This window comes from Neisseria yangbaofengii (assembly GCF_014898075.1).
Lineage (GTDB): Bacteria > Pseudomonadota > Gammaproteobacteria > Burkholderiales > Neisseriaceae > Neisseria > Neisseria yangbaofengii.
Genome location: NZ_CP062976.1, coordinates 65,914 through 80,190 on the forward strand (window position 1 = coordinate 65,914; position 14,277 = coordinate 80,190).

Genomic DNA, 14,277 nt, shown 5'->3' on the forward strand with positions numbered 1-14,277 from the left:
ACGGCCTTTTGAATCATGTATTTAGATTCAACAATAAATCGCGGAAAGCATTTGGGTCTTTAATGAAAGTCATTTCACCGGATTGTGGGAAATGGAAATCCAATAATCGGGATACCCAGAAGCGGATGCAACCTGCACGTTGTGCAATCGGGAAATAAGCACGTTCTTCGTCAGATAATGGTCGGATACTTTCGTAACCTTTAATGAATGCATCGCGCAAACACTTATCCAAATGATTGTCGGCTGTTCGCGCCCAATCGTTTACTGCAATTGCTAAGTCATACATAAAATTACCGTTGCAGGCGTAATAAAAATCGATGAATCCGGCAACATGTTCTCCATCCAGCAAAACATTGTCTTTAAATAAATCTGCATGAATAATGCCGGAAGGCAGGTGATAGCCTAAGTTATCATCTAAAAAAGCAATTTGCTGTTGCAATAAGTGTGCATCTTCATCACTTAGAGCCGATAAAAGAGAGGAGCAAGCATTATGCCACCAACGATCGTAACGCGGATTCTCCATTGTCAATGGAAAATCTTGACCGGCTAAATGCATTTTCGCCAACATCACGCCAGTATTAAAGCATTGTGCTTCTGTGGCCCAGCTGGTATCAGACCCTTTTAAACAAGTCACTAAGCAGGCCGGTTTGCCAACTAAAGTAGAGTCTAATTTGCCGTCTTTACGAATAATTGGCGCCGGACAGGCAACGCCATTGTTACTCAAATGTAAATTCAATTGCAGGAAAAAAGGCAATTCTTCTTGTTTCAGCACTTCAAACACGGTTAATACATATCGTCCGGTTGTAGTGTTTAAAAAGTAATTACTATTAGTAATCCCTTGTGCGATACCTTGTAAAGAAACAAAGTCGCCTAAATCATATTGAGTGAGAAACGCACGCATCTCATCATCTGAAACACTCGTATAGACCGACATAATCAAAAGCCTGATAGATAAAAAAGATAAAAGTAGCGTGAATCATACCAAAAAATTCCCTATATATAAAAGTATCAAGGCCGTCTGAAACCTGTGGCTTCTGATATAAATATGTCGCAAAAAGACCAGACAAAGGTCTCGGCCTTTGTTGCAAGGACGAGGTTGGGGATTGGGATTTAAGGTTTTGAAGGTTTATGTCATTTGTTTGGAACTAAATCCGGTTGTAAAACAGGTGGTTGGCGGTTTGGGTTAAAATTTATTGAGGGTATGGGTTGACGGGTATCGGGGCGAGGAGTATAGTTCGGTTCTTCGCTGCTTCGGCGGTGAAGAACCGAACTGACAATTATAGCACGGTTGATTTGGATTTTCGATAGATTTTGAAAAAAAAGAGTTGACAAGCAGTTTAGGTGTTATATAATTCGGTTTTTGCTCTTTAACAAACAGATTACCGATAAGTGTGAGTGCGACAAGCCTCACACTGTTGAAAAAGACAGACAAGACAAATGTTTAAAACATTGACTTGTCAGTTTCTTTGAAGCAGACCAGAAGTTAAAAAGTTAGAGATTAAACATAAGAGTTTGATCCTGGCTCAGATTGAACGCTGGCGGCATGCTTTACACATGCAAGTCGGACGGCAGCACAGAGAAGCTTGCTTCTTGGGTGGCGAGTGGCGAACGGGTGAGTAACATATTGGAACGTACCGAGTAATGGGGGATAACTAATCGAAAGATTAGCTAATACCGCATACGCTCTGAGGAGGAAAGCAGGGGACCTTCGGGCCTTGCGTTATTCGAGCGGCCAATATCTGATTAGCTAGTTGGTGGGGTAAAGGCCTACCAAGGCGACGATCAGTAGCGGGTCTGAGAGGATGATCCGCCACACTGGGACTGAGACACGGCCCAGACTCCTACGGGAGGCAGCAGTGGGGAATTTTGGACAATGGGCGCAAGCCTGATCCAGCCATGCCGCGTGTCTGAAGAAGGCCTTCGGGTTGTAAAGGACTTTTGTCAGGGAAGAAAAGGTTTGTGTTAATACCATAAACTTATGACGGTACCTGAAGAATAAGCACCGGCTAACTACGTGCCAGCAGCCGCGGTAATACGTAGGGTGCGAGCGTTAATCGGAATTACTGGGCGTAAAGCGAGCGCAGACGGTTAGTTAAGCAAGATGTGAAATCCCCGGGCTCAACCTGGGAACTGCGTTTTGAACTGGCTGACTAGAGTGTGTCAGAGGGGGGTAGAATTCCACGTGTAGCAGTGAAATGCGTAGAGATGTGGAGGAATACCGATGGCGAAGGCAGCCCCCTGGGATAACACTGACGTTCATGCTCGAAAGCGTGGGTAGCAAACAGGATTAGATACCCTGGTAGTCCACGCCCTAAACGATGTCAATTAGCTGTTGGGCAACTTGATTGCTTAGTAGCGTAGCTAACGCGTGAAATTGACCGCCTGGGGAGTACGGTCGCAAGATTAAAACTCAAAGGAATTGACGGGGACCCGCACAAGCGGTGGATGATGTGGATTAATTCGATGCAACGCGAAGAACCTTACCTGGTCTTGACATGTACGGAATCCTTCAGAGACGGAGGAGTGCCTTCGGGAACCGTAACACAGGTGCTGCATGGCTGTCGTCAGCTCGTGTCGTGAGATGTTGGGTTAAGTCCCGCAACGAGCGCAACCCTTGTCATTAGTTGCCATCATTAAGTTGGGCACTCTAATGAGACTGCCGGTGACAAGCCGGAGGAAGGTGGGGATGACGTCAAGTCCTCATGGCCCTTATGACCAGGGCTTCACACGTCATACAATGGTCGGTACAGAGGGTAGCCAAGCCGCGAGGCGGAGCCAATCTCACAAAACCGATCGTAGTCCGGATTGCACTCTGCAACTCGAGTGCATGAAGTCGGAATCGCTAGTAATCGCAGGTCAGCATACTGCGGTGAATACGTTCCCGGGTCTTGTACACACCGCCCGTCACACCATGGGAGTGGGGGATACCAGAAGTAGGTAGGCTAACCGCAAGGAGGCCGCTTACCACGGTATGCTTCATGACTGGGGTGAAGTCGTAACAAGGTAGCCGTAGGGGAACCTGCGGCTGGATCACCTCCTTTCTAGAGAAGAAGAGGCTTCTCGCATTCACACTTATCGGTAAACTGTAGAAGATGCAGAAGATATTGAGAAAACAAAGTAACGGATCGGCAATAAGGCCTGGTTTGGTGAAACGGTTTCAAAATAACGACCTTGGGTTTGTAGCTCAGCTGGTTAGAGCACACGCTTGATAAGCGTGGGGTCGGAGGTTCAAGTCCTCCCAGACCCACCACAACTCATACTGGGGGCATAGCTCAGTTGGTAGAGCACCTGCTTTGCAAGCAGGGGGTCATCGGTTCGATCCCGTTTGCCTCCACCAAATACTTTCCAAATCAAAGTCAGTTGGCAGAATTTAAATAAAAAAGCGCATAGCGCTGATTTTTTGTTTAATGACTGAAAAAGCTTGACTGCAAGAAGAAGGCTGATATAATGGCCAGCTCATTTTGATTTGCGAAGTCAATAGCAATATTGAAAAGCATCGATCTTTAACAAATTGGAAAGCCGAAATCAACAAACAAAGACAATGTCGGTTTACTTTAACGATTGGCCAGTTGCAAACGGCTAATCGTTACCAAGAAGTAAACCGCAGTATTTGGGTGATGATTGTATCGAGTTGCTCCTGAAACACAAAAGGCAGGAGCGACACACAACAAAGCAGTAAGCTTTATCAAAGTAAACACCTTAAGCCAAGTTACCTAGTCAACGGGAACAAAGCGAAGTCAAAGAGGTTCTTGAAATGATAGAGTCAAGTGAATAAGTGCATCAGGTGGATGCCTTGGCGATGATAGGCGACGAAGGACGTGTAAGCCTGCGAAAAGCGTGGGGGAGCTGGCAATAAAGCTTTGATCCCGCGATATCCGAATGGGGAAACCCACTGCATTCAGTGCAGTATCCTAAGTTGAATACATAGACTTAGAGAAGCGAACCCGGAGAACTGAACCATCTAAGTACCCGGAGGAAAAGAAATCAACCGAGATTCCGCAAGTAGTGGCGAGCGAACGCGGAGGAGCCTGTACGTAATAATTGTTGAGATAGAAGAACAAGCTGGGAAGCTTGACCATAGTGGGTGATAGTCCCGTATTCGAAATTTCATCAATGGTACTAAGCGTACGACAAGTAGGGCGGGACACGAGAAATCCTGTCTGAATATGGGGGGACCATCCTCCAAGGCTAAATACTCATCATCGACCGATAGTGAACCAGTACCGTGAGGGAAAGGCGAAAAGAACCCCGGGAGGGGAGTGAAACAGAACCTGAAACCTGATGCATACAAACAGTGGGAGCGGACTTGTTCCGTGACTGCGTACCTTTTGTATAATGGGTCAACGACTTACATTCAGTAGCGAGCTTAACCGGATAGGGGAGGCGTAGGGAAACCGAGTCTTAATAGGGCGACTAGTTGCTGGGTGTAGACCCGAAACCGAGTGATCTATCCATGGCCAGGATGAAGGTGCGGTAACACGCACTGGAGGTCCGAACCCACGCATGTTGCAAAATGCGGGGATGAGCTGTGGATAGGGGTGAAAGGCTAAACAAACTCGGAGATAGCTGGTTCTCCCCGAAAACTATTTAGGTAGTGCCTCGAGTATGAGACTGATGGGGGTAAAGCACTGTTATGGCTAGGGGGTTATTGCAACTTACCAACCCATGGCAAACTAAGAATACCATCAAGTTGCTCCTCGGGAGACAGACAGCGGGTGCTAACGTCCGTTGTCAAGAGGGAAACAACCCAGACCGCCAGCTAAGGTCCCAAATGATAGATTAAGTGGTAAACGAAGTGGGAAGGCCCAGACAGCCAGGATGTTGGCTTAGAAGCAGCCATCATTTAAAGAAAGCGTAATAGCTCACTGGTCGAGTCGTCCTGCGCGGAAGATGTAACGGGGCTCAAATCTATAACCGAAGCTGCGGATACCGTAAGGTATGGTAGGGGAGCGTTCTGTAGGCCGAAGAAGGTGCATTGTAAAGTGTGCTGGAGGTATCAGAAGTGCGAATGTTGACATGAGTAGCGATAAAGCGGGTGAAAAGCCCGCTCGCCGAAAGCCCAAGGTTTCCTACGCAACGTTCATCGGCGTAGGGTGAGTCGGCCCCTAAGGCGAGGCAGAAATGCGTAGTCGATGGGAAACAGGTTAATATTCCTGTACTTTGATTCAATGCGATGTGGGGACGGAGAAGGTTAGGTTAGCAAACTGTTGGAATAGTTTGTTTAAGCCGGTAGGTGGAAGACTTAGGCAAATCCGGGTCTTCATAACACCGAGAAGTGATGACGAGTGTCTACGGACACGAAGTAACCGATACCACGCTTCCAGGAAAAGCCACTAAGCTTCAGTTGAATCGGAACCGTACCGCAAACCGACACAGGTGGGCAGGATGAGAATTCTAAGGCGCTTGAGAGAACTCGGGAGAAGGAACTCGGCAAATTGATACCGTAACTTCGGGAGAAGGTATGCCCTTCGATGTGAAAGACTTGCTCTGTAAGCATTGGAGGGTCGCAGAGAATAGGTGGCTGCGACTGTTTATTAAAAACACAGCACTCTGCTAACACGAAAGTGGACGTATAGGGTGTGACGCCTGCCCGGTGCTGGAAGGTTAATTGAAGATGTGAGAGCATCGGATCGAAGCCCCAGTAAACGGCGGCCGTAACTATAACGGTCCTAAGGTAGCGAAATTCCTTGTCGGGTAAGTTCCGACCCGCACGAATGGCGTAACGATGGCCACACTGTCTCCTCCCGAGACTCAGCGAAGTTGAAGTGGTTGTGAAGATGCAATCTACCCGCTGCTAGACGGAAAGACCCCGTGAACCTTTACTGTAGCTTTGCATTGGACTTTGAAGTCACTTGTGTAGGATAGGTGGGAGGCTTAGAAGCAGAGACGCCAGTCTCTGTGGAGCCGTCCTTGAAATACCACCCTGGTGTCTTTGAGGTTCTAACCCAGGTCCGTCATCCGGATCGGGGACCGTGCATGGTAGGCAGTTTGACTGGGGCGGTCTCCTCCCAAAGAGTAACGGAGGAGTTCGAAGGTTACCTAGGTCCGGTCGGAAATCGGACTGATAGTGCAATGGCAAAAGGTAGCTTAACTGCGAGACCGACAAGTCGAGCAGGTGCGAAAGCAGGACATAGTGATCCGGTGGTTCTGTATGGAAGGGCCATCGCTCAACGGATAAAAGGTACTCCGGGGATAACAGGCTGATTCCGCCCAAGAGTTCATATCGACGGCGGAGTTTGGCACCTCGATGTCGGCTCATCACATCCTGGGGCTGTAGTCGGTCCCAAGGGTATGGCTGTTCGCCATTTAAAGTGGTACGTGAGCTGGGTTTAAAACGTCGTGAGACAGTTTGGTCCCTATCTGCAGTGGGCGTTGGAAGTTTGACGGGGGCTGCTCCTAGTACGAGAGGACCGGAGTGGACGAACCTCTGGTGTACCGGTTGTGACGCCAGTCGCATCGCCGGGTAGCTAAGTTCGGAAGAGATAAGCGCTGAAAGCATCTAAGCGCGAAACTCGCCTGAAGATGAGACTTCCCTGAGGATTTAATCCTCCTAAAGAGTCGTTCGAGACCAGGACGTTGATAGGTGGGGTGTGGAAGTGCGGTAACGCATGAAGCTAACCCATACTAATTGCTCGTGAGGCTTGACTCTATCATTTGAAGGACTTCAAAGATAAAAGCTTACTGATGATTCAGTCATCACCAAAAGTTGGTTAAACAATAAATAACTGCAGGAAACTGCATAACGGCTTAACAATTTGTACAGTTTAAGTTTGGCGGCCATAGCGAGTTGGTCCCACGCCTTCCCATCCCGAACAGGACCGTGAAACGACTCAGCGCCGATGATAGTGTGGTTCTTCCATGTGAAAGTAGGTCACTGCCAAACACCCATTCCGAAGCCTCCGACTCCTGTCGGAGGCTTCTTTACGTCATACGTTAAAAGCAGCGGTAATTGAATAAAAGCGTGGTCATGATGAAACAGTCATGAAATAATCGGCAGAGAAAATTTGCATTATTAATATTGGGTAAATATAATCTACGGTATTATCAACACGTTCAGGAGAAAACGTATGAATCCGATGAAAAAAATCATCTTCTGCGCACTGACCACTTTGGTCGCTTCCGTCTCTGCAGCAGCAGTCAACATCAACACCGCTTCCGAAAGCGAACTGACGGCACTGCCGGGTGTAGGCCCGGCCAAAGCCAAAGCCATTGTGGAATACCGCAAACAGCATGGCAGCTTTAAGACTTTGGACGAACTGAAAAACGTCAAAGGCATTGGGGAAGGGATTTTTGCGAAATTGAAGAATGAAGCGTCGGTTGCCGCCCCTGCCAAGAAGGCTGCCCAGCCTGTGGTTAAAAAGTAGTAGGGGCAGTGCAGCAGGTAACATAGCATGTAAGAGGTAGGCCGTCTGATTGTTAGGGATTCGGGCGGCCTTCTGTTTGGGGGTTCGGCAAGTTAATTTTTAGTTAAAGAATAAGATAAGTCGTGCACAATGAATTATCTTAATGATCTTTTTTGGCTTAATGGACATCTATAGCAAACACACATATTTCCCTAAATTCCCCCCGAATCCTGCCACCCAAGCACCCGATTTCCCGGGTGCTCCCCTTTTCAGGCGGTAGGCGCAATGGGCTGAGTTTGTTTGCCGCTTTGGGCAAATTCAAACATACCGCTTTCAAATGACTTTGCGCATTCGCTTTCCGTAAGCCGAAATATGTTGCCCTATGGCAGCGGAACTTGCGGTGCAATGTACCGAAACCCTGTTCCGCCGCATAACAGGTATTTAAGTATCGGTTGCGTTGTTTGTCTTCGTTTGTTAAGAGGCGGCCACGGCGGGCTTTACGCATGATGCCGTCCGAAAGCTTTTTGTGTTTAAGCATTCCCGATTGGCTTTGCTGTCGCAGCCTTTGCCGGCATATACGGCGGTGTATTCAGCTGTGCCGTCGAAGTGGCGGCACTCGTGTTCGTTGGCGGGGCTAACAGGCAGTTGGCCGGTACAGCCTTTTTGGCCGGTACGGGTATGTTGTTTACAGCTGGTTTGAATTTGCCGTCTTTTTTATCCGACGGGCGTCTTTGTCTTTGCCGGGGGGGGGATGATGGCGGCGTCGATAACGGCGGCTTTTCTACTTTTAAGCCTTTGTCGGTGAACTGCCGGTTAATCGGTTCAGACGGATAAGGCAAAGTTTGGTCTTGCATTAACCGGTTGCGGCAGCGGCAGAGTGTGCTGTGGTCGGGAATACCCGGTTCGTCGAAGCTGCAAAGAGGTTGGAGTCGATACGGGTAATCAAGTTGTGTTCGAGTTTGGAGTCGGAGAGGCTGTGCCATTGGCCGATCAGGACTGTTTTGAACATGTAGGGCAGGAATAGGCAGGACGGCCGCGGTGGTTGGGAATGCGGCGGTTTTTTTGTTGTCGGAGACAGGTATGGATGGGTTGCCAATCGATGGCCTGGTTGATTTTGGGCAGCGGGAAACGGTTGACGCCCTTGATGGCAATGATGGTTTGGGCGGTTTGTTGGAAAAAGCTGCTTAGGGGAATTTAGACGGTTTTTAGGGGTTGTAAAGGTTTCAACATGTAAGAGGTAGGCCGTCTGATTGTTAGAGATTCAGACGGCCTTCTGTTTGAGAGCTGAAAGGTTTATTTAAACAAAAATAGTTGAATCACTCATATTAAAATAGGTTTCCAGGTAAAGGATATATTGATAGATAACTTTATCGTCATTGCTATCGCACAATTTTAACAATACAAAAAGACAATGATTATTTTTATGAACAAGTATTATTTATACTGATTTTTTAGGCTTTTGTGTTTCATGGTGGGTTTGAAGGGCAGGTAAAACTTTGTGTAAGCGATACCAACCAAATAAGCGATATAAACAAAGCAAAGCAATAGCTGGTAAACATAATGCACTGATTAAATAGCGAATATTGTTAAAATTGAATACATTATTGCCGGATAAAAGCGATGTGATTGCCCACATCCATTCCCATAGCGATGGTAGGCTAAATGCCAATACGGCAATTAGGCCTAATGTTCTGAAAATGCCGATAGGCAAAATTTTTTTTTGCAATACGGTCCGGTTAAGTTGCAGTAGAACGATCAAACCAAAGCCGGTGATGAGAATCATCCCGCCGTTGGAGACAACCTGCAGGCTGCTGAAGGCAATATCGGGTGTTACAGTATCGGTTTGCGCTTGGCTGGATTGGCGATTCATGCTTTGGGAAATGTTTAAACCGAGGCCGTAAATCATATCTGCCAAACTGATCCAAATCGGAAGAGAGGTAAGTAAGCGGTTCATTATTGATGAAAAATGAATGTATAAATGACAAAAATATAATACATTATTCAGTATAAATTTGGCTATTTGTCCATGTAAAAAATATGTATTAAGCGACAAACTATAATGGTTTATGTGCTATTTAACAAAAGTATGCTGTGCAACAGCCTGCAAATTTTACTTTATCATGGCAAGACAGAAAAAAGATTGCTAAAAGTTTGGTTTGAATCACAAATTCTGTAATTTTATACCAAAATAAAAGAATTTCAGGGTACAATTTGTTTATTAATAACAGTATGCTTACCAGAAAGGATGTCAATGGATACCGTAAAACGTGATTTAACCCGTATCAGCCACAATACCAAAATTGTGGCTACATTGGGCCCCGGTAGTAATGATGTTCAATTGCTTGAAGACATGATTCGTGTGGGTGGCTTGAATGTCGTTCGTTTTAATTTCAGCCACGGCACTGCGGAATTTCATCGGGAAAATGCGCGCATTGTGCGTGAGGCAGCCAAGCGTTCCGGACAAGAAATTGCAATTTTGGCCGATTTGCAAGGCCCTAAAATCCGTGTAGGTAAAATTGCCGGCGGCAGTATTCAGTTGAATCAGGGTGAAAAACTGGTTTTGGATGCAGCGCTGGAAGAAGAAGGCACTCGTGAAGCGGTAGGCTTGGATTACCGTGATTTACCGAATGATGTGAAGCCGGGTGATGTATTGTGGTTGGACGATGGCTTGTTGACGTTGACTGTCGATTCGGTTGAAGGAAGTAAAATTATTACAACAGTAGTCAATAGTCATGTTTTGAAAAGCAACAAAGGCATCAATAAACCAGGAGGCGGCTTGTCGGCCGGTGCGTTAACCGAAAAAGATTTCCGTGATTTGAAAACCGCCATTGCCATCGGTTGCGATTATTTAGCCATCAGTTTTGTCAAATCGGCTGAAGATTTACATCTTGCCCGTGCCAAAGTGGAAGAAGAAATGCAGGGCAGTAATGCCGTGCGCCCGGGGTTGGTATCGAAAATCGAGCGCGTAGAAGCAATTGAAAACTTGGATGAAATTATCCTTGCGTCAGACGGCATTATGGTGGCGCGTGGTGATTTGGCCGTAGAAGTCGGTCATGCGGCTGTGCCTGCGCTGCAAAAACGCATGATTCGCCGTGCGCGTGAGCTGCGCCGTTTCAGCATTACCGCGACCCAAATGATGGAAAGCATGATCACCAATCCGGTACCAACTCGCGCCGAAGTGAGCGATGTGGCCAATGCCGTATTGGATGGCACTGATGCTGTAATGTGCTCTGCGGAAACAGCAGTGGGTGCGTATCCGTTTGAAACCGTTACCCAAATGGCGATCATCTGTGCCGCTGCTGAAAAAGAGCAAGATTCGTTGAACGGCGTTTCTGAAGCGATTGAAGAAAAAGAAGCGGTTAGCACCAACTTGGCGATTGCCGCCGGCGCGGTCAGTGTGGCACGTGCCGTGCATGCCAAAGCGATTGTGGCCTTGACCGAAAGCGGTTCGACTGCTTTTGAAATCAGCCGCCACAATATCCAATTGCCGATTTTCGCTTTGACTCCAAGCATTTCGGCGCAACGCCGCATGGCTATGTACCGTGGTGTGCGCCCGATGATTTTGGCAACCAGCACAGACCATAACACTGCCCTGAACGAAGTGGAGGCTACCTTAATCGAACACAATATTTTGAAATCCGGTGATCAATACATCATCACCAGTGGTTCGAAAATGCGTGAATCCGGTTCGACCAATATGTTGGAAGTGTTGCAAGTGAAATAAATTTATGCTCGAAAGCAGGCTGTTTCAGCCTGCTTTTTTTGTATTTTGCATAAAAGTAGCACAATGTAACCGACAGATGGACAAAAAGTAGAAAAAACTGTTATCCGTGCACAAACTATTATAAAATCGAGCAGCTACACTAATTTCAGTACACGGTCGTTTCAGGCGGCCTTTTTTATGTTTTACGATACGATACTCATTATGGAAAAGTCTTTGAAAAAAACCGGCTTGGGCGTGGCCCTGGCGTTTGTTACCACCGCCGCCCAAGCTTCTGGCTATCATTTCGGTACCCAATCTGTGACTGCCCAAAGCACAGCTAATGCCGCCGCTGCCGAAGCTGCTGATGCGTCCATCATTTTCTACAATCCGGCCGGTTTGACTAAGCTGGAAAACCACGAAATTACCGCTGCCGTCAATGCCGTAGCGCCACACATCAAATACAGCGATGCCGAGGCGACTTACCGCCGTGGCGGTAAGGTTAACGGTGAAACCGGCGGCAAAATTACCGATGATATCGTGATTGCCCCGCATGTTTACGGTGCCTATAAAGTGAATGATGATGTTACCGTCGGCGTGGGCATGTATGTACCGTTTGGTTCGTCAACCGAATACAGCAAAGATTCGGTATTGCGCCATCATTTAAACCAATTGGGCTTGACCACCATCGCTGTTGAGCCGGTAGTGGCGTATCAATTCGATCCGCAACATTCGATTGGTGTCGGCGCGATTGCCCAATATTCAACTGCTGAATTGCGTAAATATGCCGACTGGGATGCCAGTGGTGCAGTGAGCGGGTTGGCCAGCTATCAAGCCAGCCGGCGTGCGGGCAAACAGGTAAGCGTGGATGCCTCCGGCCAAGCAGACGGCCATGCTGAAATGAAAGGCAAAGACTGGGGTTTTGGTTACCAATTGGCATGGCTGTGGGATGTGAGTGACCGTGCCCGTGTCGGTGTGAATTATCGCTCGAAAGTAGAACACAAGCTGGAAGGCACGGCTGATTGGCGGGCTGATGGCGCCATGGTGCAGGCCGCGTATCCGACCTTGATTGGCAAAACCGTTGCAGAAGGCGGTAACGGTTATGTGCCGCACGAAAAAGCCTCGGTTAAAATCGTGACGCCGGAATCTTTGTCGGTGCACGGTATGTATAAAGCCACCGATAAGTTGAACCTGTTTGGCGATGTTACTTGGACACGTCATAGCCGTTTCAATAAAGCCGAATTGGTTTTTGAAAATGTGAAAAACATCGGTGGCGGCAAAAAATCCGACCGTACCATCATCACACCTAACTGGCGCAATACTTACAAAGTGGCCATCGGCAGCTCATACCAATACAGCGAACCTTTGCAACTGCGTGCCGGTATCGCCTTTGACCAAAGTCCGGTGCGTGGTGCCGAAAGCCGTTTGAATACCTTGCCAGACGGCAACCGTATTTGGTATTCGGTGGGTGCCAAATACCAATACCGAAAAAAACATATCTTTGACGTGGCCTACAGTCATATCCACATTAACGACACCGGCTTTAATGCGGCAGCCTCTACCGGCGACAATGTGGACAGCAAAGGCGCGGCAACGGCAAAATTCAATAACTACGCCAATATTCTGGGTGTGCAATACAGCTATAAATTCCGCTAAGATTGGATAAGCCCAACTTTGCTGACGACATAAATAGGCCGTCTGAAAAGGATTTGCTCTTTTCAGACGGCCTATTGATATTTATCGTTTATTGACAGGTTCTTGCACAAATTTCAAATCTGTTTGATACACGCAAAACATCAATTGCCGATACGTGTGCGCGAAGTTTCCACGCCTGTTTTGATTTCGCCGTACATTTCGGAGTTACCCGATAAGCCGCCGGCGCAAGCGGAGAGCAGCAAGGCCAAGCCGATGGTAAAATAAGCTTTTATGGTTTTTCCTTTATGATTCAAGGTTAATGTCAGTTAAAGGCCGTCTGAAACGTTGTTGTGGATTTATCGGACGAAAAGAATATTTATAAAATATAAAATATAAAAGTTAATATAGCACCTAGCAATAATGCACCTAGTATTTTTAACTTACTTTTTGTATCTTTTTCTTGCCATGGTTTCTCATCAAAAAGTTCACTAAAAAAATCAAAGGCAGTATGCCAAATAGTTTTCCATAGCTCCATTCAGACGGCCTCTGTGTTTATTTAGTGTCGCTGCGGAAATGATAGGCACTGATTTCAAAACCGTTTTTGAAATACAGACGATGGGCATTTACGCGGTCTTGGCTGACATGCACATTCAGGTGGATTTTGGTCGCGCCAACTTCGCCACCGATTTTGCGTACTTCATTCAACAGGCGGGAAGCGTAACCTTTGCGGCGGCTTTGCGGCATAGTGACGATGTCGTCAATGTAGATGTGGTGGCCGCTGGCCAGATTGTAGGTTTCGCGGAAACCGGCCACGGCCACGGCATTGTGTTTGCCTTCTTCAAAAATACCGAGCAAACGGTAACCGGCAGGGCGTTGCTGCCGGTTGATTTGCTCGACGAAGCGGTTGATGTCGGTCAGGCAGGAACGCAGTGTGCTCAAGGCGGCAAAGGCAGTGGCGGTTTCTTCCGGCATGATTTCGCGTAACACACTGGTTTCGGCGGCTGCAGCGGCGATCTCACGCTGGGTTTCGGCAGCGTGTTTTTCTTCAATCGCTTGCGCCAGCATCACTTTTTCATCAGGCTTGTTGTCAGCGGCTTGCTCTTCCAGCAGCGCCTTACAGTCAATGACGCGCAAGTCGTTGTCGGAGGCAAAATCCATCAGGAAGCGGAACATCGGCGGGTTGATAGTTTCCAGTTCTTTATCCACTGCCACGCAGCGCACTTTGTCCACCAAAATCGGGCGCACCCATTTCGAGTAAGACAAGCGGTTGTCTTTGTCGAACGAAGACAGGATACCGCACAAACGTTCCGACCAGTCGCTCGGGCGGAAAACGCGGCCGGAACTGGTGGTGCCGTGAATGACAACTTCGTAAGGATTGCAAACTAACATGGTGTCTTCCTGAAAGGTTTGTTTTTCCGAATTATAACTGACTCAGCGGCTTTTCTTCAAAGTATTGCGGTAAAAAATTTTTATAAAAGCAACAAGATCCGACTGTGTGAAATCAAATTTCAGACGGCCTGCCTGATGTGAATCAGGCCGTCTGAAAAAAACAATTTGAAAAGCCATGGCGAATCTGTGCAGACAGGCCGGGGATATGCG

8 protein-coding genes, 2 tRNA genes, 3 rRNA genes and 1 pseudogene are annotated in these 14,277 nt (G+C 47.5%); 8 read left to right on the forward strand and 6 right to left on the reverse strand.

Annotated elements, in window-relative coordinates; genetic code table 11:
* Nucleotides 1-13: 13 nt before the first annotated feature.
* On the reverse strand, nt 14-934 hold the full coding sequence (gene thrB, locus H4O27_RS00340) for a homoserine kinase (RefSeq protein ID WP_165010479.1): 921 nt from the start codon (nt 932-934) through the stop codon (nt 14-16).
* Between the two features lie 566 nt (nt 935-1,500).
* Here thrB and H4O27_RS00345 point away from each other — a divergent pair.
* The 6 genes from H4O27_RS00345 to H4O27_RS00370 all read left to right on the forward strand — a co-directional run bounded on the left by H4O27_RS00345 (nt 1,501) and on the right by H4O27_RS00370 (nt 7,364).
* Nucleotides 1,501-3,041 (forward strand): 16S ribosomal RNA (locus H4O27_RS00345).
* 132 nt (nt 3,042-3,173) lie between these two features.
* Nucleotides 3,174-3,250, forward strand: a tRNA-Ile gene (locus H4O27_RS00350).
* A gap of 11 nt (nt 3,251-3,261) precedes the next feature.
* Nucleotides 3,262-3,337, forward strand: a tRNA-Ala gene (locus tag H4O27_RS00355).
* 424 nt (nt 3,338-3,761) lie between these two features.
* Nucleotides 3,762-6,649: ribosomal RNA gene (locus H4O27_RS00360) — 23S ribosomal RNA — on the forward strand.
* A 120-nt stretch (nt 6,650-6,769) separates the two neighbouring features.
* A 5S ribosomal RNA gene (gene rrf / locus H4O27_RS00365) occupies nt 6,770-6,883 on the forward strand.
* Together the 16S, 23S and 5S rRNA genes with 2 tRNA genes alongside form the textbook arrangement of a ribosomal RNA operon.
* A gap of 193 nt (nt 6,884-7,076) precedes the next feature.
* Nucleotides 7,077-7,364 (forward strand): ComEA family DNA-binding protein, encoded by a 288-nt coding sequence (locus H4O27_RS00370; protein ID WP_165008812.1) that lies wholly within the window; start codon nt 7,077-7,079, stop codon nt 7,362-7,364.
* Between the two features lie 268 nt (nt 7,365-7,632).
* Here H4O27_RS00370 and H4O27_RS00375 read toward each other — a convergent pair.
* Together H4O27_RS00375 and H4O27_RS00380 are read right to left on the reverse strand one after the other, a co-directional pair.
* A pseudogene (locus H4O27_RS00375) lies at nt 7,633-8,537 on the reverse strand (transposase); the annotation flags it as partial.
* A 244-nt stretch (nt 8,538-8,781) separates the two neighbouring features.
* On the reverse strand, nt 8,782-9,297 hold the full coding sequence (locus H4O27_RS00380) for a hypothetical protein (RefSeq protein ID WP_165010496.1): 516 nt from the start codon (nt 9,295-9,297) through the stop codon (nt 8,782-8,784).
* A gap of 297 nt (nt 9,298-9,594) precedes the next feature.
* Here H4O27_RS00380 and pyk point away from each other — a divergent pair, with 297 nt between their 5' ends.
* Together pyk and H4O27_RS00390 are read left to right on the forward strand one after the other, a co-directional pair.
* A complete protein-coding gene (gene pyk, locus H4O27_RS00385) occupies nt 9,595-11,067 on the forward strand; it encodes a pyruvate kinase (protein WP_165010498.1) in 1,473 nt (490 codons plus the stop codon).
* Between the two features lie 198 nt (nt 11,068-11,265).
* Nucleotides 11,266-12,699: an OmpP1/FadL family transporter gene (locus tag H4O27_RS00390; RefSeq protein ID WP_503826618.1), complete on the forward strand. Its 1,434-nt coding sequence runs from the start codon at nt 11,266-11,268 to the stop codon at nt 12,697-12,699.
* A gap of 140 nt (nt 12,700-12,839) precedes the next feature.
* Here H4O27_RS00390 and H4O27_RS00395 read toward each other — a convergent pair whose 3' ends face one another.
* The 3 genes from H4O27_RS00395 to H4O27_RS00405 form a co-directional block, all read right to left on the reverse strand.
* A complete protein-coding gene (locus H4O27_RS00395) occupies nt 12,840-12,992 on the reverse strand; it encodes a hypothetical protein (protein ID WP_165010493.1) in 153 nt (50 codons plus the stop codon).
* Between the two features lie 62 nt (nt 12,993-13,054).
* Nucleotides 13,055-13,213 carry a transporter gene (locus H4O27_RS00400; RefSeq protein ID WP_165010502.1) on the reverse strand — a complete coding sequence of 53 codons (159 nt, stop codon included), beginning with the start codon at nt 13,211-13,213 and terminating at the stop codon, nt 13,055-13,057.
* Between the two features lie 17 nt (nt 13,214-13,230).
* Complete coding sequence (locus tag H4O27_RS00405; protein ID WP_165010504.1) at nt 13,231-14,067, reverse strand: GNAT family N-acetyltransferase; 837 nt, start codon at nt 14,065-14,067, stop codon at nt 13,231-13,233.
* Nucleotides 14,068-14,277 lie beyond the last annotated feature (210 nt).